Origin of the sequence: Aquitalea aquatilis (assembly GCF_005155025.1) — a bacterium.
Taxonomy (GTDB): domain Bacteria; phylum Pseudomonadota; class Gammaproteobacteria; order Burkholderiales; family Chromobacteriaceae; genus Aquitalea; species Aquitalea aquatilis.
Window position 1 is genome coordinate 1,770,618 of sequence record NZ_CP039731.1, and the last position, 19,978, is coordinate 1,790,595.

16 protein-coding genes and 2 pseudogenes are annotated in these 19,978 nt (G+C 57.4%); 13 read left to right on the plus strand and 5 right to left on the minus strand.

The annotated features are described in order from the left end of the window. Position 1: 1 nt before the first annotated feature. Entirely contained in the window at positions 2-718 is a 717-nt protein-coding gene (gene rstA, locus FAZ30_RS08245) for a two-component system response regulator RstA (protein WP_124645387.1), read from the minus strand. A gap of 308 nt (positions 719-1,026) precedes the next feature. On the opposite strand from rstA, the pseudogene FAZ30_RS20990 reads away from it, so the two are divergent. The 7 genes and pseudogenes from FAZ30_RS20990 to cyoE form a co-directional block, all read left to right on the plus strand. Then, positions 1,027-2,106: pseudogene (locus tag FAZ30_RS20990) on the plus strand (FIST signal transduction protein); the annotation flags it as partial. Next, the gene (locus FAZ30_RS20995) at positions 2,089-2,919 is read left to right on the plus strand and encodes a methyl-accepting chemotaxis protein (RefSeq protein WP_370449679.1); all 831 of its coding nucleotides are present in this window, start codon (positions 2,089-2,091) and stop codon (positions 2,917-2,919) included. The pseudogene FAZ30_RS20990 and the gene FAZ30_RS20995, both read left to right, overlap by 18 nt. Positions 2,920-3,700: 781 nt before the next feature. Next, on the plus strand, positions 3,701-4,591 hold the full coding sequence (gene cyoA / locus FAZ30_RS08255; protein WP_233578661.1) for a ubiquinol oxidase subunit II: 891 nt from the start codon (positions 3,701-3,703) through the stop codon (positions 4,589-4,591). Between the two features lie 3 nt (positions 4,592-4,594). Next, positions 4,595-6,637 (plus strand): cytochrome o ubiquinol oxidase subunit I, encoded by a 2,043-nt coding sequence (gene cyoB / locus FAZ30_RS08260; protein ID WP_137009251.1) that lies wholly within the window; start codon positions 4,595-4,597, stop codon positions 6,635-6,637. Positions 6,638-6,651: 14 nt separating this feature from the next. Further along, positions 6,652-7,263 carry a cytochrome o ubiquinol oxidase subunit III gene (gene cyoC, locus FAZ30_RS08265; protein ID WP_103525800.1) on the plus strand — a complete coding sequence of 204 codons (612 nt, stop codon included), beginning with the start codon at positions 6,652-6,654 and terminating at the stop codon, positions 7,261-7,263. Continuing rightward, on the plus strand, positions 7,263-7,586 hold the full coding sequence (cyoD, locus tag FAZ30_RS08270; RefSeq protein ID WP_137009253.1) for a cytochrome o ubiquinol oxidase subunit IV: 324 nt from the start codon (positions 7,263-7,265) through the stop codon (positions 7,584-7,586). The genes cyoC and cyoD overlap by 1 nt, the downstream gene beginning before the upstream one ends. Beyond that, entirely contained in the window at positions 7,547-8,482 is a 936-nt protein-coding gene (gene cyoE, locus FAZ30_RS08275) for a heme o synthase (RefSeq protein ID WP_246043421.1), read from the plus strand. The genes cyoD and cyoE overlap by 40 nt, the downstream gene beginning before the upstream one ends. 182 nt (positions 8,483-8,664) lie before the next feature. Here the strand turns inward: cyoE and FAZ30_RS21000 are convergent. From FAZ30_RS21000 to FAZ30_RS08295, 4 genes and pseudogenes are all read right to left on the minus strand, one after another. Next, positions 8,665-8,844: pseudogene (locus tag FAZ30_RS21000) on the minus strand (transposase); the annotation flags it as partial. Positions 8,845-9,323: 479 nt separating this feature from the next. Next, the gene (locus FAZ30_RS08285) at positions 9,324-9,902 is read right to left on the minus strand and encodes a hypothetical protein (protein ID WP_124645392.1); all 579 of its coding nucleotides are present in this window, start codon (positions 9,900-9,902) and stop codon (positions 9,324-9,326) included. Then, complete coding sequence (locus tag FAZ30_RS08290) at positions 9,902-11,992, minus strand: peptidoglycan DD-metalloendopeptidase family protein (protein WP_124645393.1); 2,091 nt, start codon at positions 11,990-11,992, stop codon at positions 9,902-9,904. Before FAZ30_RS08290 ends, FAZ30_RS08285 begins: the two co-directional genes overlap by 1 nt. Positions 11,993-12,004: 12 nt before the next feature. Then, positions 12,005-14,623 carry a type VI secretion system Vgr family protein gene (locus FAZ30_RS08295; protein WP_137009255.1) on the minus strand — a complete coding sequence of 873 codons (2,619 nt, stop codon included), beginning with the start codon at positions 14,621-14,623 and terminating at the stop codon, positions 12,005-12,007. Between the two features lie 609 nt (positions 14,624-15,232). Here FAZ30_RS08295 and dusA point away from each other — a divergent pair. The 6 genes from dusA (at position 15,233) to FAZ30_RS08325 (ending at position 19,930) form a co-directional block, all read left to right on the plus strand. Then, positions 15,233-16,201 (plus strand): tRNA dihydrouridine(20/20a) synthase DusA, encoded by a 969-nt coding sequence (dusA, locus tag FAZ30_RS08300; protein WP_246043422.1) that lies wholly within the window; start codon positions 15,233-15,235, stop codon positions 16,199-16,201. Positions 16,202-16,283: 82 nt separating this feature from the next. Beyond that, the gene (gene rdgB / locus FAZ30_RS08305) at positions 16,284-16,877 is read left to right on the plus strand and encodes an RdgB/HAM1 family non-canonical purine NTP pyrophosphatase (protein ID WP_137009259.1); all 594 of its coding nucleotides are present in this window, start codon (positions 16,284-16,286) and stop codon (positions 16,875-16,877) included. Continuing rightward, a complete protein-coding gene (gene hemW, locus FAZ30_RS08310) occupies positions 16,874-18,115 on the plus strand; it encodes a radical SAM family heme chaperone HemW (protein WP_137009261.1) in 1,242 nt (413 codons plus the stop codon). Before rdgB ends, hemW begins: the two co-directional genes overlap by 4 nt. Then, the gene (locus tag FAZ30_RS08315; protein WP_045847662.1) at positions 18,116-18,499 is read left to right on the plus strand and encodes a RidA family protein; all 384 of its coding nucleotides are present in this window, start codon (positions 18,116-18,118) and stop codon (positions 18,497-18,499) included. A gap of 144 nt (positions 18,500-18,643) precedes the next feature. Continuing rightward, positions 18,644-19,081 (plus strand): DUF4124 domain-containing protein, encoded by a 438-nt coding sequence (locus tag FAZ30_RS08320; protein WP_168190818.1) that lies wholly within the window; start codon positions 18,644-18,646, stop codon positions 19,079-19,081. 12 nt (positions 19,082-19,093) lie between these two features. Further along, positions 19,094-19,930, plus strand: a complete 837-nt coding sequence (locus FAZ30_RS08325; protein ID WP_137009265.1) for a PhzF family phenazine biosynthesis protein — start codon at positions 19,094-19,096, stop codon at positions 19,928-19,930. Positions 19,931-19,978: the final 48 nt, after the last annotated feature.

Consider the following 19,978-nt stretch of genomic DNA (forward strand, 5'->3'; position numbering starts at 1 on the left):
CTTATTCCCAGCCGGACAGCGAGAACAGATAGCCGCGGTTGCGCACTGTCTTGATGCGGAAGGGTTCGGTCGGGTTGTCGCCCAGTTTTTTGCGCAGGCGGGAGATGGCTACGTCTATGCTGCGATCCAGCCCGTCATAGCTGACGCCGCGCATTTCCTTGAGCAGGATGTCGCGGTTGAGCGTTTCGCCGGCATGGCTGGCCAGCAGCCATAGCAAGTCGAAGTCCGAGGTGGACAGGGCCACTTTCTCCCGCTCCAGGATGACGTCGCGGCTGACCGGGTCGATGGAGAGCTGGCCGAATACCAGCTTGCGCTGGGTCTTGAGCGGCTGGGTTTCCGTTGCCGGCTGAGCTGGCCGCATATTGCGCAACTGCGAGCGCAGGCGTGCCACCAGCACCGAGGGCGGGGTGGTTTTCAGAATGTAGTCGTTGGCGCCCAGCTCCAGCCCCAGAATCTGGTTCATGTCGCTGTCCAGCGAGGTGAGCATGATGATGGGGCCGTCAAAGTTCGGCCGTAATTCGCGGCAGATGGACAGGCCGTCCTTGCCTGGCAGCATGATGTCCAGCAACACCATGTCGGGGGCCTCGCGCTCAATGGTGGCCAGCGCGGTATCGCCGCGCGGTTCGATTACCACGTCCATCTCGTGGCGGGACAGAAAGTCGCTGATCAGTTCGGCCAGGTCGGGGTCGTCTTCCACAAACACGATACGGTAAGTCATGCCATGCAATCCATCGGGTTGATTCAATACCGGAGGAGTATGGCGCTTGGCGACGGCAGACTCAACCTTGCCGCATGGCTGGCCGGTGAGCGAATTAGTTCATGACTTAAGAATAACCACAATAAATTTGGGATTTTTCTTGCTAATATCAAGGTGGTTCATGTTTTTTGCATGTGAATGATAATTAGTAAAAACAATGCAATGGGAGAGTCGGGATGTTCTTCAAGCGTAATAAGACAACAAACGCCACGCGGTCCAGCCATCTCGGGCTAGACCCCATCCAGCTTATCCGCACGCGTAGCAGCTCCATGGATAATGATTTGCGCGCTGCCAGCCGCAGCGACATCAAGCTGGTGCTGGGGTTTATCAACCCGAGCGCCAATCTGGACCAGGTCGCCCGCAGTGCTGCTACGGCATTTCCGGGGGCCAAGGTGGTACTGACCACCACGGCGGGTGAACTGTGCTCGGCCAAGGCGGGTGATGCGCTCTACCTGCCGGCCAATCCGGGCTGGGACAGCATGGTATTCCAGCTGTTCGACCAGCAGGTGCTGGCTGACGTGCATGTAGCCAGCGTGCCGCTGGCCTGCGAGGACATCAAGTCCGGCCAGCCCAAGCTGGGGCATGATGAGCGGGTGCGCCGTCTGGTGGACAATCTGTCGCGGGTGCAGCCGTCGTTTTCCATGAATTATCAGGAAGGTTTTGTACTGACCCTGGTGGATGGCCTGTCCAATAGCGAAAGCTATCTGATGGAAGCCATTTACGAGTCGGACCGCTTTCCCTACCTGTTTATCGGCGGCTCGGCCGGCGGTCCGCTGGATTTCAGCATGACCCGCCTGCATGATGGCCAGAGCGCGCGCGATGGCCATGCCGTATTGGTGTTCATCAAGCTGGCACCGGCTTATCGCTATGGCGTGTTCAAGTCGCAGAACTTCCAGGAAACCGGCACGGCCTTCACCATTGCCAAGGCCAGCTCGGAACTGCGCCGGGTCGAGTCGGTATTCGACCGCGATGGCAAGGTGTGCAATGTGGTGGATGTGCTGGCGCGCCATTTTTCCTGTCGACCTGCCGAAGTGGCTGAGCGGCTGGGCAAATTCAGTTTCGGCATCAAGCTGAAGAACGAGATGTTTGTCCGTTCCGTGCTGGGGGTGGATGCCGAGAAGGGCGTATTGCAATTCGCCTGTGACCTGTCGTTTGGTGAAGAACTGCACCTGCTCAAGCAAGAGGGGCTGGTGGAGCGCACGCAGAGTGATTTTTCCCGCTTCAGCCAGGGCAAGCCGGCGGCCATTGGCGGTTTGCTCAACGACTGCATCCTGCGCCGCCTCAATAACAGCGGCGCGCTGGCCAATAGCAATGTCTACGGCAATATCCCGGTGGCCGGTTTCTCCTCCTTCGGCGAGCTGCTGGGGGTGAACATCAACCAGACCCAGACCGCAGTGTTCTTCTATCCGGCGGTGGAAAACTTCCAGGACGATTTTGTGCAGCGTTTCCCGGTGCACTACGCCAACTTCAAGAATTACTTCTACAGCCGCGAAGTATCGCGTGCCCACTGTATTGACCGTATGAAAACCCAGGTCATCCACGAGCTGCAGGGCTACAAGAGCTTTGCCAGCCAGTTGATGGAAAGCCTGCCGCTGTTCCGCCAGGCCTCTGCCGAGCTGGTCACGCATCTGATCGCCATCCAGCAGGAAATTGCGCGTTTTTCCGATAGCGTGGAGCAGGGCAACAAGACTTCCGCCAATGTCAGTCAGCGTATCGTTGAGCTGGAAAAAGACGCGCGCCAGATTGGCGACGTGATGCTGATGATCAAGAAGATTGCCGAGCAGACCAATTTGCTGGCGCTGAATGCGGCCATCGAGGCGGCGCGGGCGGGCGAGGCCGGCCGTGGCTTTGCCGTGGTGGCCGACGAGGTGCGCAAGCTGGCCAACAACACCCAGTCGAATCTGGATGCCACCGGTGGCGCGGTGGAGCATGTGATGAGCGGGGTGCAGCAGGTGGGTGTGGACATGCGCGAGATGAATGCCCATGTCGGCAGCTTTGCCCAGGAAATGCAGCAGGTCATGGACTTGCTGGCCAAGCTGGCGGCGTCCTCGGGCAGCAGTCAGCAGCAGCTGGACCAGATGGTGGACAGCACGGGCGAGCTGTACGAACGCATGCGCAAGGTGGATCAGGATCTGGAGGCCATCCTGGCGCTCGAACGCTGATCGCCGGTTCGCAATCTGCATTGCCGGTGTAGTTTCTGCCCGGCCAGGGCCGGCAATGACAGCTTGTCTGCCGCATAGTTACCTCGCCATACACAACACCGCCGTCTTGCTTGCAAGCGGCGGTTTTTTCATGCCTGGCAGCTTCTGCTGCGCGCTTCTGTTCTGGCTGGTGGGTGTTTTTTGTAACTAATTGCAACAATCCGTGTGCGGTATCGCACAGACCATGCGAAAGGCGTAAATCCTTGCTGCGCTTATCATGAAGCTGCCATCTTGATATTGACATAAATCAAGCATGCACCATTTTGATGCGGTTTTCCGGGCAATGCCCGGCAGTGACGGCTTGCCCTGGGGAATGAAACTGATTTGTAATAGCGCGCCCGTCACTGTGACAAATTGTCGCAGCGTTGTCAGCCCCCGTTTGTGCGCTGCGGCATGACGGCGCTGCCGGCCAGATCTGCTGGCCGTATACCGTTTCACCTTTTCCGTTTGGCGGCGGTCTGCACAGGCGCAGACCATCCAGCAACAGCATGGTCAGCGCGTGATGACTGGTGCTGGCGGGGAGGGTTGGGCAGATGGGGATGGAATGATATTCATTACGGGTAGAGTGGCAAGGTCGTGCGCTCTGCCCGCCGGGTCGGCCCTGTTGCCGGCTGCTGCATCACCGACAGTGCCAGGCCGTGCACTGTCACCCGCGCCAAGGCGCGAGCAACGAATCTTTAACCCGTAAAGTCGTATGATGAGAAACTTTAGACCCACCCGCCTGTTGTGGGGACTCTCGCCCGTGCTGGCTGTACTGCTCTCGGGGTGTCAAGGTGGCATTCTTGACCCCAAAGGACAGGTAGCGGCGGATGAAAAGTCCCTGATCATCACGGCCACCCTGCTGATGTTGCTGGTTGTCATCCCGGTCATCGTGATGACTTTCCTGTTTGCCTGGAAGTATCGCGCCAGCAACAAGGATGCCATCTACACCCCCAAGTGGTCGCACTCCAACAAGATCGAAGCCGTTGTCTGGATCATCCCCATCATCATCGTGGCCTGTCTGGCGGTGGTGACCTGGAATACCACCCACAAGCTCGACCCCTACCGCCCGCTGGATTCGGACAAGAAGCCGATCAACGTGCAGGTGGTGGCCATGAACTGGAAGTGGCTGTTCATCTACCCGGATCTGAACATCGCCACCGTCAACCAGATCGCCTTCCCCAAGAATGTGCCGGTGAATTTCCGCATTACCTCGGATGCCGCGATGAACTCCTTCTTCATCCCGCAACTGGGTGGCCAGATTTACGCCATGGCCGGCATGGAAACCAAGCTGCATCTGGTGGCCAACGAGGCGGGCACTTACAAGGGCTTCTCCGCCAACTACAGCGGTGCCGGTTTCTCCGGCATGAAGTTCAATGCCATTGCCACCGAAACGCCGGAACAGTTTGATGCCTGGGTGCAAAAGGTCCGTGCGTCGGGCAAGGCGCTGAACGCGGATGCCTACCTCGCGCTGGTCAAGCCGAGCGAGAACAATGCCGCGGCCTTCTACACCACGCCAGAACCGCGTCTGTTTGATGCCGTGCTGCACAAATACATGGCAGGCCGCCAGTCGCTGGCTGCCACGGACGACGAACTGAAGCTGGCTGCACTGACCAAGCGTCTGTGCGAAACCCCGGCCGTCAAGGAGCAATAATCGATGTTGTTAGGCAAACTGACTCTGGATGCCATTCCACTCCACGAGCCCATCATCGTGGCTGCGCTGTCCGGCGCCGGCCTGATGGGCCTGCTGGTGATGGCACTCATTACCAAATTCGGCAAGTGGGGCTATCTGTGGCATGAGTGGCTGACTTCGGTTGACCACAAGAAAATCGGCGTGATGTACATCATCGTCGCCATGATCATGCTGCTGCGCGGCTTTGCCGATGCGCTGATGATGCGTGCCCAGCTGGCCATGGCCACTGACGGGCATCTGGGGGTATTCCCGCCAGAGCATTACGATCAGATCTTCACCGCCCACGGTGTGATCATGATCATCTTCATGGCCATGCCTTTCATGACCGGCCTGATGAACATCGTGGTGCCGCTGCAGATTGGCGCGCGCGACGTGGCCTTCCCCTTCCTGAACTCGCTGAGTTTCTGGCTGCTGGTGTCGGCGGTGATTCTGGTCAACCTGTCGCTGGGTGTGGGCAACTTTGCCCGTACCGGCTGGGTGGCCTATCCGCCGTTGTCCGAGCTGGGTTTCAGTCCTGATGTGGGGGTGGACTACTACACCTGGGCCTTACAGATATCCGGGATAGGGACGACGCTAACGGCGATCAACTTCCTGGTAACCATCATCAAGATGCGCGCACCGGGCATGAAGCTGATGCAGATGCCGATTTTCACCTGGACCTGCACCTGGGCCAACGTGCTGATCGTGGCTTCCTTCCCCATCCTGACCGGCGCCCTGGCCATGCTGAGCCTGGACCGCTACCTGGACTTCCACTTCTTTACTGCGGAAGCCGGTGGCAACGCCATGATGTACCTGAACCTGTTCTGGGCCTGGGGCCATCCTGAAGTGTACATTCTGGTGCTGCCGGCTTTCGGTATCTTCTCCGAAGTCATCTCCACCTTCTCCGGCAAGCGCCTGTTCGGCCATACCTCGATGATCATCGCCAGTGGCGTGATTTCGGTACTGGGCTTCATGGTGTGGCTGCACCACTTCTTCACCATGGGTTCCGGTGCGGACGTCAACGCCTTCTTCGGTATCGCCACTATGGTGATTTCGGTGCCGACCGGGGTGAAGCTGTTCAACTGGCTGTTCACCATGTATCAGGGTCGTATCCGCTTTACCCCGCCGGTATTGTGGACCATGGGTTTCATGGTGACCTTCTCCATCGGCGGCATGACCGGCGTGCTGATGGCCGTACCGGGTGCCGACTTTGTGCTGCACAACAGCCTGTTCCTGATCGCCCACTTCCACAACACCATCATCGGTGGCGCGGTATTCGGCTATCTGGCTGGTTTCTCCTACTGGTTCCCCAAGGCCTTCGGCTTCAAGCTGAATGAAAAGCTGGGCAAGGCGGCTTTCTGGTTCTGGCAGAGCGGCTTCATGTTCGCCTTCATCCCGCTGTACATCCTGGGCTTCCTGGGCATGACCCGTCGTCTGAACCATACCGATAATCCGGCATGGGACCCGTGGCTGTACCTGGCCTGCGTGGGCGCGGTGCTGATTGCCTGCGGTATCGGCTGCCAGCTGCTGCAGATCGTGGTGAGCATCCGCGACCGCAAGAAACTGGCCGACGTGACCGGCGACCCGTGGAATGGCCATACCCTGGAATGGTCCACTTCCTCGCCGCCGCCGTTCTACAACTTCGCTACCGTGCCGCATGTGCATGATATCGACGCCTTCACCGACATGAAGGAAAGGGGCGAGGCCTACAAGGTGCCGCAGAAGTACGCACCGATTCACATGCCGAGCAATACCGCCACCGGCGTGTACATCGGCGGCTTCACCACCCTGCTGGGTTTTGCCTTGATCTGGCATATCTGGTGGCTGGCGATTGTCGGCCTGGTCGGCATCATCGGTGCCATGCTGGCCCGTGCCTACGACAACAATCTGGACTACTACGTGCAGCCGGATGAAGTCGAAACAATCGAGCGTGCCCACTTCGAGCAGATGGGCATTGATGTGGACAACTACACCGAACGCGATGCTGAAAAGCCGCGTCGTGGCAGCCGTCCCACCACTACCGCTTAACAGGTTGAGCCAAGATGAGTACTTATGTAGAGCACGCGCACGACGCGCATGACGACCACGAGCACCACGACAGCGGTTCGCAAACCGTGCTGGGCTTCTGGTTCTATCTGATGACCGACTGCATCCTGTTCGCCACTGCTTTTGCGGCGTACGCGGTGCTGTACCGCAACGTCGCCACCGGCGTTTCGGGCAAGGAAATCTTCGAGCTGCCTTATGTGATGGGTGAAACCGCAGCCCTGCTGCTGTCCTCCATCACCTACGGCTTTGCCATGATTGCCGGTTACAAGGGCAACAAGTCGGCCGTGCTGGGCTGGCTGGCTGTCACCTTTGCCTGCGGCGCAGTGTTCATCGGCATGGAAGTGAACGAGTTTCACCACCTGATCGCCGAAGGCCACGGCCCCAATGTCAGCGCCTTCCTGTCATCCTTCTTTGGCCTGGTGGGCCTGCACGGCCTGCACGTGACTGCCGGCCTGATTTGGATGACGGTGATGATGATCGAAGTGGCCAAGACCGGCTTGACCGGCCGCGCCATGACCCGCCTGAACTGCCTCAGCCTGTTCTGGCACTTCCTCGACATCGTGTGGATCTGCGTATTCACCGTCGTCTACCTGAAAGGAGCCATGTAATGAGCCAGGCACATGAACATGCCGCCGATCATGGCAGCGTAAAAAGCTACCTCACCGGCTTCGTGCTGGCCATCATCCTCACCGCCATTCCCTTCTGGATGGTGATGAGCGGTGGCCTCACCAAGCAGGCCACGATGATCGGCATCTTCGGCTTTGCCGTGGTGCAGATCATCGTGCACCTGAAATACTTCCTGCATCTGAACTTCACTAAGGAAGGCAAGCTCAACAGCTTCTCCTTCCTGTTCACCGCGATGATCATCGTGATGCTGGTTGGCCTGTCGGTGTGGATCATCTCCACCGCCGACGCGCTGATGCTGCGCTGAGCGAGGCTGCATTGAAGCTCAAGCGTTATTTGCAGGTGACCAAGCCGGGCATCATCTTCGGCAATCTCATCTCTACCGTGGGCGGTTTTCTGCTGGCCACGCAGGGTCGGCTGGACTGGACCCTGCTGCTGGCCACGGTAGCGGGATTGTCGCTGGTGGTGGCCTCCGGCTGCGCCATCAACAACTGCATCGACCGCGATATCGACGCGCGCATGGCCCGCACCCAGAAACGGGTGCTGGTGACTGGCGACATGAGCCCCAAGGCGGCGCTGGCACACGGTTTCGTGCTGGGAGTGGCCGGCTTTGCCACACTGGGGATCTGGACCAATAGCCTTGCCCTGGCTTGCGCGCTGTTCGGTTTCCTCATTTATGTGGGCGTGTACAGCCTGTATATGAAGCGCAAGTCGGTATACGGCACCCTGGTGGGCAGCCTGTCCGGCGCAGTACCGCCAGTGGCGGGCTACTGTGCCGCCAGTGGCCGCTTTGACAGCGGTGCGGCCATTTTGCTGCTGATGTTCTGCCTGTGGCAGATGCCGCACTCCTACGCCATCGCCATCTTCCGCTTCAAGGATTACGAAGCCGCGAAGATTCCGGTACTGCCGGTAGTGAAGGGCATTTCCGAGGCCAAGCAGCAGATCGTGCTGTACATCCTGGCTTTCGCCGTGGCCACGCTGCTGCTGGTGTTCTACGGCTATGCCGGCTACGGCTACCTGGCCGTAGCCTGTGCCACCAGCCTGTGGTGGCTGAAGATGGCGCTGTCCGGTTACAAGGAAAGCACCGACGACCGCATCTGGGCGCGCCAAGTGTTCTTCTTCTCCATCATCACCGTGACCGCACTGTCGGTGATGATGGCGGTGGATGGCCAGGTACCGGCACATATCGGCTGGATGCTGTAAGCACTGCCCGCATCAGATCAAACCTCCGCCTGCAGCATGGCTGCCGCGGAGGTTTTTCTTTGTCTGGGCTGAGTACAGGGCTTTCTACGGCAGCTATTGAGTTGTGGGGCATTCATGCAATGCCAAGTGACCGGCTGGGTGTAAGGCTGATCAATACTGGGGGGACGTCGCCCAAACCCCGTTTACACAAAAATTCGGACAGGCTCTACCCGGGCGTAAAGCGAGATGACTTTGTCGTCGAATCCGGTCCAGCGGGTCTGGTGCTTGGGAATGAGTTGCGGCTCAAAGGTACCCTGGCGGTCGCGTGGTAGCTCGATAGGTAACTCTCCGAACTCGCCCTTGAGGGTCTGCGGCTCTTGCCGTTCCGGGTGTTGCTGGCGGGATTGAGCACTGGCTCGTGTTTGCTATGACCAAGGTGTGCGGCCATCTCGGCATCTAGGGCTTTCTCGACCAGCAGCTTGGTCATTGAGTAGGCCGTTCTCACCGATGAGGTCTTCGGGCTTCTGGTAATCGGCCAGCAAGCTGTTCAGTAGTGCGTCAGGTACGTCGTGTTTTTTCGAGCTCATTGTGTCTCCAGACTAGGTGGCAGTTTCCTGCCAAATGTCCGTTTACACAAAATTCAGTACACGCCCTTATCAGTACTTTATGAACGTTCATTTTTTGGACAAAGCAGTCGTTCTAGCTTGAGATGTGCGTGGTTGTGCGTGAAAATCGCGAGTATACTCTATACTGGGGAGACGCCCCCCCCTGATGCTAGCCGACCCTGAGTGTTTTCATAATGGCGCTGTAAGCTTTCACTTGGATTACTGAGATCAGTCTATAGTATCTGTTCGAATAGTAGTTACTTGCTTCGCTCAAATATTTTAATTTTATATTCTTTTAGAAATTTCGAAAAAAATGAGACTCTTTCTTTCACGAGTTTCTGCCAGCACATACTATCTGGCCTGCACTTTGAGGCACGGCCTAAGTAGGAATTATAAACAAACTTCTTATTTTCATTTTGCCCAGTTATTGTTAGGCACTGCCCCCCCATGGAAACCTCACCCTTTTCATTGCTTATTTGGCACAAATTAAATGCCGTGTAAATATGATGTTCATCCAACTTCACAGTATTCACTTCAGAGTAAAGTGGGGTATTGAAGTAATCAGCTCCACCAATTTGAGCCCAGTCATCTTTTGCACACATTTCAGCAGATGTACATATTTGCATGGAATCTGAATCGTAACCATCTCGACTTCTTGCCAAAAATAAATCAATATAAATTTCCCCAGCACTTTCGCTAAAGCTTATATTGCGATACAAATTGCCACCGGCTTTACTTACTTGCTGCTTGTTTTTTAATGCAATGGATTCTGCCTGCGATGTAGGGCTGATATAAAAAAGTGCAAGGAAAATTATAAATAATAATTTTTTATTCATTAAACTAAGTCCATTAGTATTTTTGCAATTCTGACGGTATGGTACTGTCTATTCTCCAGTCCGTTAGTTCCTCCATTAATTTCCACGCAAACTGTCCTTGCGATGGCACTAAGATCGCCTTGAAATTCGTCAATAATTTTATTAATTGTACTATTTTTCCTTGGCTCACCTCTTCTTGGTCCTGACTCCCAGTACCATGCCCCTGCATCTATTGTTGCATAGATGTCATTAATTAATAAATCAGGATTATTGATTTCAGGTCTTCTAGCGTTCTTTTTAGACCACCACGCAGAGTCAAATGAACTCCTTGTTATTTTGCCTCGATAAATCCAATAGCCAGCATAGTTGGATTTACCTGTAAGCTGTTTAATTCCCCTGCCTCTGTATTTATATCCATCACCAGGAAGATCATTGCCAAGTTTACCACCATACAGGTCGTTGCATGATTTTTCAGATCGTGATTCACTCATCCATGTAAGTGTACGGGATTCTTCCGCCCCTTGCGCAAAAAAATTCGTCATTCGCAAGCCAGTTTTATTAATTAGATGTTTTCTGATTGCGATGCAAATCTCTCTCCTATACTTTTCTCGAATAGTTTCGCTCAATCCATTTTTAGCAGTCTGAATTTTTCCTTTATCTTTCTTTTGAATGTCATCAGGATATATTCTCTTTAGTTCGTTCTTATCGATCCAGTTGCACCGCCTAAACTGCTCAACAAATAATCTAGGATGAAAATGCCAATGGGTACTAGGGATCTCCAATTCAGCCTCTTCCCAAAATGATAAAGATTCAACATATCCCTTGAATTCGGCATATTTCTTCTCATCCATTGGATCGTCTAATACATCACTTTTACTTTTTAGCCAGGCATATCGCGTATCAATTGTGGATCTTTCCCACTCAGTCGGAAATTTACAAATTGTTCGTGAAAGCCGTGACTGAACTTTGCTATCGCTCAGTGCGGCTGCTAGTACGCCTTTTTCCAACTTCTTCCCACTATTTCCTGTGAGCCATTTCTCAAGCGTGGGGGAGTTGCATTGGCTATCCGGTGTAGGATCATCCTCAATCAAGGTCCAGCCAAGCCAGTGGGGGAAGTCGGCATCGCTGAATTTTTTGATGTCTACAGCATTCAGGTTAACCCAGCCTTGGCCGCCTGGATAATTGACCTTGTGCCAATGTGGTACTGTACCGGCAGAGAGCGATGTTTCATTTTCAGTGTTGATGACCCGACCAAATCGCAACAATTCGTAAGCAGCGCTCGGTGCAATATGGAAGGCATCCCCTAATGCAGTTGCTTTGTTGTAAAGACTGTACTCATATTTGTCATCGCTATTTGCTAATGGCGAGCCAATCTCAATGAAGATACCCTCTTGCTGAGTATCCTTTTGCCTAGTTGTTAGCAGGCATTTTCCGCGTTCAAAGTGCATCGTCACAAACAATGGGACGTTGGATGTATGCACCGCAGCGCCACTTCCTGAGGGAGCTTGCGGCGATGCAATAGAAGCAAAAAATGGTGTGCCTGGCGGTAGATAGAAATGTATATCGCCGTAGACAATCTTGTCCCGCCCATCCTTACTGATATCCAGCTTGCCCGAGTTTCTACCGACGATTTTTTTCAGATTGGCATCGTCGCAGATGATTTCCAGATGGATAGCATTATTACCGTTGCAGCTACCTACGCTGCCCAAGCTATCCTTGCGATTGACCGGCTGCTTTTTTTTGACAAAAACCTGCTTGAGATGCATATAAATCGAGTAGTACTCGATCTGCCCATCCGGACCTTCACCAATTTCTGTGCTGTGCTTGATGACCACACAGCCATTATCGGTTGCTCCCTGATAGGCCAAAGGCTTTTTGTCTGCATCAGGAGATGGGTCGCGCTTATAAACCACCACTCCATCGGCAATTGCACGCACCGGCTCCCCCTGTGCTCCGGTATCGGTATGTTCGATATGTTGGCCACCGTGCCAAGCCATACGACTGGCAATTGGAAAACCTCCGCGAGAGGTAAAGGGTATCAAAGCAGCTAGCCACTGTTCATCACTGGCATTACCCTGAGGTGTTTTGAGAATAGGTGGACTGATAATCATGTTGTTACCCGCTTATTCAGAGAAAGGGTGGGTATTGGGTGGGGTGTATTTGTCTTTGGGCAAGCTGGGTAGTGGGATATTCATGCTATCCGGCCCGCTCAAGTCATGGCTTGCCCCTTTTACGGTTACCGTACCCGGGCAATGCACCTCGATATTGCCGCCGGCGATGCGGATATAGCCGCCACCTGCCGTCAGTAATATTTCCTGCTTGGCATTGACCACAATCTTGTCTTTGCAGGATGTAATCGTCACATCCTTGTCTGCGGTGATCTCCATCGCATCGCTCTGCGCTTGCACCTGCACCTTGCCCTTCGCGGCAATCAGCTTCAGCGCGATCTGGTCTTTTACTCCCGCCACGAACAGGCTGATGTGCTGGCCAACGTTGTGCAGCCAGCGGCGGCCGGTGGTGTGGTTGCTGTCGCGCTGGGCGATGAGGTTGAGGTTGGTGCCGGCAGAAATTGTCTGGCTTTGTTCGGTCAGGCTGGCAATGCCGGCTGGGGCGGACAGGATGAGCAGCGGCTGTTGGCCGGCCTGGTCTTTGGCCGTTTTGCCGTCTTTGTCGGTGTTGCTGCCGGCTTCCCAGGCCTTGACGGCGGCGGCGTGGTGTTGCAGGTGGCCGCTGTCTTTCTTGCCGTCTTTGCTGTTGTCCGGCTTGATGCCGTCCGGCCCGGTTTCCATGGTGTCGGCCAATTGGCCAGTGGCCACTTCCGCCAGGCTCTGGCTGAGGCTGAGCGCGGCGTCGAGCTGGCTTTGCGCGTGGTCGCGCGCCAGTTGTTTGCCGCCTGCGCCGTTTTGCGCTTCGGTGCTGATGAGCAGGCCGTGGCCGGCGCGGATGGCACCGTGCTGGTCGGTGCGCAGTTCGAAGCCTTCACCGCGCGGCTGGGCTTTGCCATTGCTGCGCGGGTGGGTGAGGAAGCCCTGGTTGAGCTGGGTTTTGCCGGGTTCGCTGGATAGCTTGGCCCGCACTTCGCCGGGGGTGTCGTCGAACAGCAGTTCGTTGTACTGGCCGCCCTGGTGTTCTTTGGACTTGATGCCGGACAGGGTCTTGTTGGCCGGCAAGGCTCCGGCGCCGCTAAAGGCCGGGGTGGCGTGGCTGCCGTTGTACAGCACGCCGACAATCACCGGGCGGTCGATATCACCTTCGATAAAGTCGATCAGTACTTCCTGACCGATGCGCGGGATGAATTGGTGGCCCCAGCCGGCACCGGCGCTGGGCATGGCCACGCGCAGCCAGCAGGAGGAGCTGTCGTCCAGATTGGCACCGATGCCGGGGTGTTCGTCCGGCCGCTGCCAGTGGAACTGCACCTTGATGCGGCCCAGTTCGTCGGTGTGGACTTCCTCGCCAGCGGGGCCGACCACGGTGGCGGTCTGCACACCTTTCGCTGTCGGCTTGGCCTGGGTGCTGTGGGCATAGGCCGGGGTAAGCGGGATGCCACGACGCTGGGCGGTGATCTGGGTCTGGAAGGGGCTGCTGTTCTGCGAATCGGCAGCATTGTCTTGGCCGAGCAAGCCACGCAGGCTGCTGGCCAGATCGCCCGGCAGATTGTTGTTGGCGCGGAAGGTTTGGCCGGTGACGACGAATTCACGCTGCTCGCTGCTGTCGGCTTCGTGCGCTGGGTGTTCGTCCAGCCGGAACCACTGGCCGGCCTGCAGGCTGCGCACACTGCCGCTACCAGAGAACTGCTTGGCCTGCACATCGTGCGCCTGCTGGCGCAGTTGGGCGTATTGGCTGAGCTGCTCGGCATCGCTGGCGTAGTACAGCGACTGCGGGTCGTAATCCTGCAGGGTGGATTGCAAGGCATCACCGCTACGGCCTTGCTGGATGCGGCTTTGGTCGCCGGTGTGCTGGGTGCTTACCGGCTGGTAGTCGAAACTGGCCAGTGCGACATTGCCGGACACCACCTGGCGCGCGGTGCTCCAATCGGTCAGGCCGTCTTCGTCCTCGGTGGCATCGCTGCGGTGAAAGCGCACGCGCTCGCTGGCCGCCGGCGGCAGGCTGTAAGCGTCGTCGAACACCACCAGCTTGACCTGCGGATGCTCGCCATCGACATGCTCGAAACGCCAGGCATAACCTTCTTCGTGCAACAGCCGTAAGATGAAGTCGAAATCGCTCTCGCGATACTGCAGGCAATAACTGCGCGGGCTGGCTGATGCGGTGTGGAATTCCAGCGTCTGCACCTGGGCAAACACCGGATTATTGGCCTGATGCTCGGCCAGGATCTGTTTGACGATGTCCGGGACGGACAGGTCCTGAAACACCCGCGAGGTGCGGCGCAGGCGCAGCAGGGCAAACGGCGGTTCGATGGTGAGGCCATACTTGGCAAAGCCGCCATCAGAACCCAACAGCTCGGCGCGCGACACCACGCCACAGCGCACCACCTCGCTGCCAGCGGCATCCAGCACCCCGAGACGGGCGGCTACGCCCAGCAGCGACTTGAGCTCGATAGTGCCGTCGGGTGACAGACAGCTGAGCTGATAACGATAGGCCTCGGACACGCCCTCGCTGCCGTCCAGGGTGTGCGGCAGCAGCTGCTCGGCGGCGATCTGCCCGCCATCCAGCTGCAGGGTGAGCAGGCGCTGGTGCTGGGAAAAGGCGGCGGCGAAGCTGGCGAGCAGTGCAGAAAAGTCCATGGCGTCTCATCACGTCTGCTGACGTGAATCTTCACATTCTGTTGAAAGTTCAACAGTTTATGCGCCTAACATGCGCTGGACAAGGTGGAATGGCATGGCTAGGTATTTATACGGGGAGTCGGTGAGCCGCGCATGACTCATCGAGCATTTAGCTGATGCGCCTGTCAATGGCCTGCCTTATATGTTGGCGAATGGCGGGATAGGCAATTGCAATGCCCGGGATTCTTTTCGCTGTCTGCAGCAGGACTGAGTCGCCCAGCTTTTCGAGGCAGGATGATTTCACGCGCGGCAAGCTGGAAAACGAAGGCAGGAAATTGAGCACTGCATGGATGCTTAATCTTGCCAGCGTGCTTGACCCGCACTTGTGCGCGATAGGATAATTCTCCGTTTTTTCAACTGCTTAGTGGTCGTTGCCATGTGGCGGGTATTCCGGTGCCAGGAAGTAGCGCGAGAGTGTTGCCAGATCCCTGCACGGGTAGTGCCTTAGCTAGCGCCAATGTGGCGAATAACAGGCAGAAATTGGCTGGAATGAACGTAAATAAGACTATCCACAACGGCGCTGAAACGAGCGCCAGTCAAGCATTCCCAGGGAAAAAGTCCTCCCGGCGCATGAGCGTGGCCCCCATGCTGGACTGGACCGACCGTCACTACCGCTATTTTGCCCGGCTGATCAGCCGCCACACCTGGCTGTATACCGAGATGGTGACCACCGGTGCGCTGTTGTATGGCGATGTGGAGCGTCACTTGCGCTTTGACGAGGCTGAGCACCCGGTGGCCTTGCAACTGGGTGGTTCCGATCCGGCTGAGCTGGCGCAATGCGCCCGGCTGGCCCAGCAGTGGGGTTACGATGAGGTCAACCTCAATGTGGGCTGCCCGTCGGAGCGGGTACAGAAGGGGGCCTTCGGTGCCTGCCTGATGGCCGAACCGCAACTGGTGGCCGACTGCGTCAAGGCCATGCGTGATGCGGTGGATATCGACATCACGGTCAAGCACCGCATCGGTATCGATCAGATCGAGCATTACGACTATCTGGCCGGCTTTGTCGACCAGGTGGCTGAGGCCGGCTGCAGCACCTTTATCGTGCATGCGCGCAATGCCATCCTCAAGGGCCTCAGCCCCAAGGAAAACCGCGAAATCCCGCCGCTGAAATACGACTATGTCTACCGGCTGAAGCGGGAGCGCCCCGAGCTGGAAATCCTGTTGAATGGCGGCGTCAAGACCAATGCCGAAATCGCCGAACATCTGCGCCATGTTGATGGGGTGATGGTGGGGCGCGAGGCTTATCACAATCCCTGGCTGATGGCCGATTGGGATGCCGCTTTCTATGGCGATGACAGTACCGCGGTCAGCCGTGCGCAGGTGGTGGATGCCATGCTGCCGTATATCCGCGCCCGGCTGGCGGAAGGCCACAAGCTGCGTAATATTGCGCGCCATATACTGGGCCTGTTCCAGGGTATGCCGGGTGCACGCCAGTGGCGGCGCATGCTGTCCGACGCCAAGCTGCTGGATGGCGCGGACGAAGGCCTGCTGCTGCAGGCGCTGGCGGCCATGCCATCGCGCGTCGGCGAAACCGAATAATCCGTCCTGACAGCAGGGTGGACGCGCCATGCGTCGCCGCTTACCCTGCGTCTTTGGTCTGCATTCAACAGGATGAATCCGCATGTTCGACAAACTGGTATTGGCCAGCAATAACGCCGGCAAGCTGAAGGAATTTTCCGCGCTGCTCGCCCCGCTGGGCGTGATGGTCATTCCGCAAGGTCAGCTCAATGTGCCGGAGTGCCCGGAGCCGCATTACACCTTTCTGGAAAATGCGCTGGAAAAAGCCCGCCACGCCAGCCATGTCACCGGCCTGCCGGCGCTGGCCGACGATTCCGGCATCTGCGTGGAAGCGCTGGGCGGCAAGCCCGGCGTGTTGTCGGCGCGCTATGCCGGCGAACCCAAGTCTGACGAGCGCAACAACGCCAAGCTGATTGAAAAGCTGCAAGGCAAGGCCAACCGCCGCGCCTGGTATTACTGCGTGCTGGTGCTGGTGCGCCATGCCGATGATCCACAACCGTTGGTGGCCGATGGCATGTGGTATGGCGAAGTACAAGATACTGCAGCGGGCGAGGGTGGTTTCGGTTACGACCCCTACTTCTACCTGCCAGAATTCCGCTGCACCGTGGCCCAGCTGGCCGCGGAAGACAAGAACCGCGTCAGCCATCGCGGCAAGGCCATGCAGGCGCTGCTGAGCAGACTGCGTGAGCTGGTATGAGCGTGATTGACCTTTCGGCGCTCAAGGGTGGCCTGCGCGAACTGCCGCCCTTGTCGCTGTACATCCATTTCCCCTGGTGCGTGCGCAAGTGCCCGTATTGCGATTTCAACTCGCATGAACTGAAAAGCAGCAGCGGCCAGACCGTACAGTGGAATCCGCAAGCTGGCGTTGCCAGCGGTGGTTTCGATGAAATGGCCTATGTGCAAACCCTGCTGCGCGATCTGGAATACAGCCTGCCGGCCATCTGGGGCCGCAGCGTCAGCACCATCTTCATGGGCGGCGGTACGCCCAGCCTGTTTTCTGCCACAGCCATGGATACCTTGCTAGCTGGCATCCGTGCCCGGCTGCGGCTGGCACCGGATGCGGAAATCACCATGGAGGCCAACCCCGGCACGTTCGAAGCAGAAAAATTCCGTGGCTATCGCGAGGCGGGTATCAACCGTCTGTCCATCGGCATTCAGAGCTTCAACCCGCAGCATCTGCAAGTGCTGGGCCGTATCCACGACGGCGACGAGGCGCGTCGTGCCATCGACATCGCGCTGTCCTGTTTCGATAACGTCAATCTGGACCTGATGTACGCCTTGCCCGGCCAGAGCGTGGAGCAGGCGCTGCAGGATCTGGATACCGCGCTGTCTTATGGCATCACCCATTTGTCGGCCTATCACCTCACCATCGAGCCCAATACGCTGTACGCGGTGCGCACGCCGCAGAATTTGCCGGATGACGAGATTTCTGCCGATATGCAGGACGCCATCGAAGCGCGGCTGGCGCAAGCTGGTTTCGAACACTACGAAACGTCAGCTTTTGCCCGTCCGGGGCGGCGTAGCCGTCATAACGTCAATTACTGGCAGTTTGGCGACTATCTGGGTATTGGTGCCGGTGCCCACGGCAAGATCAGCAACCACGAAGGCATCGTGCGCGAAATGCGCCACAAGCAGCCGGCGGCCTATATCCAGGCGGTGGCCGACGGCCAGCCGGTGCAAAGCAGCCGCAAGGTGAAGCGCGACGAATTGCCGTTTGAATTCATGATGAATCTGTTGCGGCTGACCGGCGGCTTCGAGACGCGCCTGTTTACCGAGCGTACCGGTTTGCCTGTATCCTGTATCCGCAATGAATTGCAGCAGGCCATCCAGCAAGGATTGCTGGAGCAGGATGCCACCACCATTCGCCCCACTCTGCAGGGGCAACGTTTTCTCAATGACCTGTTAACCCTGTTTCTCGGGGACGGAGACCAGTAAATGACCAAAGAAATCATCCATACCGAACATGCCCCGGCCGCCATCGGTGCCTACTCCCAGGCTGTGAAGGCAGGCAATACCGTTTACCTGTCCGGCCAGATCCCGCTGGACCCGGCCACCATGACCGTGGTCGAAGGTGGCTTTGCTGCCGAAACCCATCAGGTATTCAAGAACCTGAAAGCGGTGTGCGAAGCCGCCGGAGGCAGCCTGGACCAGATCGTCAAGCTCAATGCCTATCTGACCGACCTGTCCAACTTCGCCACCTTCAATGAAATCATGGGCCAGTATTTCAGCCAGCCTTACCCGGCACGTGCTGCCGTGGGTGTGGCCAGCCTGCCCAAGGGCGTGCAGGTGGAAGCCGAAGCGGTACTGTTCCTGGGCTGATTTTCCGCCCGACTGCACTAGAAACAGGCGATCTTGATCGCCTGTTTTTTATTGTGCGGCTGTCCCTGACTGATGGCGCAGCAGCCAGCACAGCTGGAATCGGCTTTCATCTGGAGTCCGATCCCTGCTGGTGGAGTGCTGGCCATGTCGCGTCTTCTTCCCCTGCTGTTCTGGCTACTGGTGCCGGCCGTGCTACAGGCTGCCGTATTCAAGTGTATTGGCCCGCAAGGGCAGCATAGTTATCAGGACCATCCCTGTCCGGCCGATCACCGCAGTCATACCTTGCAGGGTGGCAGCTTCAGTCTGGTAACGCGTGAGCCCTATCAGCTGCGCGAGCTGCAAGACAGCCGGCAGCAAACGGCCAAACAAGCCAGGGCCATGCAGCAGGAGCAAGCCAAGGCGCTGCAGTTGCGCCAGCGGCAGGCTCTGCAGCAACGCAAACAGTGCGCCCGCCTGCAAGCCAGACAGCAAACGCTGCAGCGCCAGTTGACCCTCAGCCGTTCTCCCTTGCAAACACAGCGTTTGCAGAGCCGGCTTGCCAGTATGGCAAATGACTTGCACGATGCGGCTTGCCTATCCTGATGCGAGACCGCCATGCGCCGCTACACTTTTGAAATCGTCAATGTATTCGCTGAAACGCCCTTCGGTGGCAATCCGCTGGCCGTGTTCTGCCAGGCCGAGGGGCTGAGCGAGCTGGAAATGCAGCTGCTGGCGCGGCAGATGAACCTGTCGGAAACCGTATTCCTGCTGCCGTCCTCGCAAGCGAATGCACAGCTGCGCATTTTTACGCCAGCGCATGAGCTGCCTTTTGCCGGCCATCCCGTACTCGGAGCCGCCAGTGTGCTGCATCGCCGGCAGTCGCTGGGGGAGGCGTTCACCCTGCAGACTGCTGCTGGCGTGATTCCCATCCAGCATCAGGATGGTTTGTTTACCCTGCAGGCCAATGCCGCCAGCGAGCGCCCATCCGGCCTGAATGCCGAACAGGCCGCAGCCATGCTGGGTTTGCCGGCACAGGCGGTGCTGGAGGCTCCTGCATGGCTGAATACCGGCAGCGAGCAGCTGCTGGTGGCGGCAGCCAGCCGCGATGCCGTTTTGGCGGCACGCCCGGTAGCCGAGCTGTTTCTGCGTGATGCCTGCTTGCAGCCCGGCCGCAGTGTGGCCTATCTGTGGCACGAGGCCGATGGTGTGGCGACTGTTCGGCTGTTTTACGGACAGGATGGTGCGGTGCTGGAAGACCCGGGTACTGGCTCGGCTTGCGCCAATCTGGGCGGCTGGTGCAGCCTGCACCAGCGCTATCCCTTGCAATGGCGGGTAGAGCAGGGCGCGGTGCTGCAGCGCCCCAGTGTATTGCACTTGACGGTGGATGATGCGCGTCGTATTTATGTCGGCGGTAAGGTGGTGGCGCTGGCACAAGGCGAGTTGACTTTGTGAAACAAGCGTGTGACTTGACGCAATGCCGACCCGTTGGCATGCTAGAGT

Bases quoted from the DNA above. Each gene is read 5' to 3' on its own strand.
- FAZ30_RS08325 (WP_137009265.1), top strand. From the start codon at position 19,094: ATGCGCCGCTACACTTTTGAAATCGTCAATGTATTCGCTGAAACGCCC.
- FAZ30_RS08315 (WP_045847662.1), top strand. From the start codon at position 18,116: ATGACCAAAGAAATCATCCATACCGAACATGCCCCGGCCGCCATCGGT.
- hemW (WP_137009261.1), top strand. From the start codon at position 16,874: ATGAGCGTGATTGACCTTTCGGCGCTCAAGGGTGGCCTGCGCGAACTG.
- cyoC (WP_103525800.1), top strand. From the start codon at position 6,652: ATGAGTACTTATGTAGAGCACGCGCACGACGCGCATGACGACCACGAG.
- cyoD (WP_137009253.1), top strand. From the start codon at position 7,263: ATGAGCCAGGCACATGAACATGCCGCCGATCATGGCAGCGTAAAAAGC.
- FAZ30_RS08320 (WP_168190818.1), top strand. From the start codon at position 18,644: ATGTCGCGTCTTCTTCCCCTGCTGTTCTGGCTACTGGTGCCGGCCGTG.
- FAZ30_RS08290 (WP_124645393.1), bottom strand. From the start codon at position 11,992: ATGATTATCAGTCCACCTATTCTCAAAACACCTCAGGGTAATGCCAGT.
- rdgB (WP_137009259.1), top strand. From the start codon at position 16,284: ATGTTCGACAAACTGGTATTGGCCAGCAATAACGCCGGCAAGCTGAAG.
- FAZ30_RS08285 (WP_124645392.1), bottom strand. From the start codon at position 9,902: ATGAATAAAAAATTATTATTTATAATTTTCCTTGCACTTTTTTATATC.
- rstA (WP_124645387.1), bottom strand. From the start codon at position 718: ATGACTTACCGTATCGTGTTTGTGGAAGACGACCCCGACCTGGCCGAA.
- dusA (WP_246043422.1), top strand. From the start codon at position 15,233: ATGAGCGTGGCCCCCATGCTGGACTGGACCGACCGTCACTACCGCTAT.
- FAZ30_RS08295 (WP_137009255.1), bottom strand. From the start codon at position 14,623: ATGGACTTTTCTGCACTGCTCGCCAGCTTCGCCGCCGCCTTTTCCCAG.
- cyoB (WP_137009251.1), top strand. From the start codon at position 4,595: ATGTTGTTAGGCAAACTGACTCTGGATGCCATTCCACTCCACGAGCCC.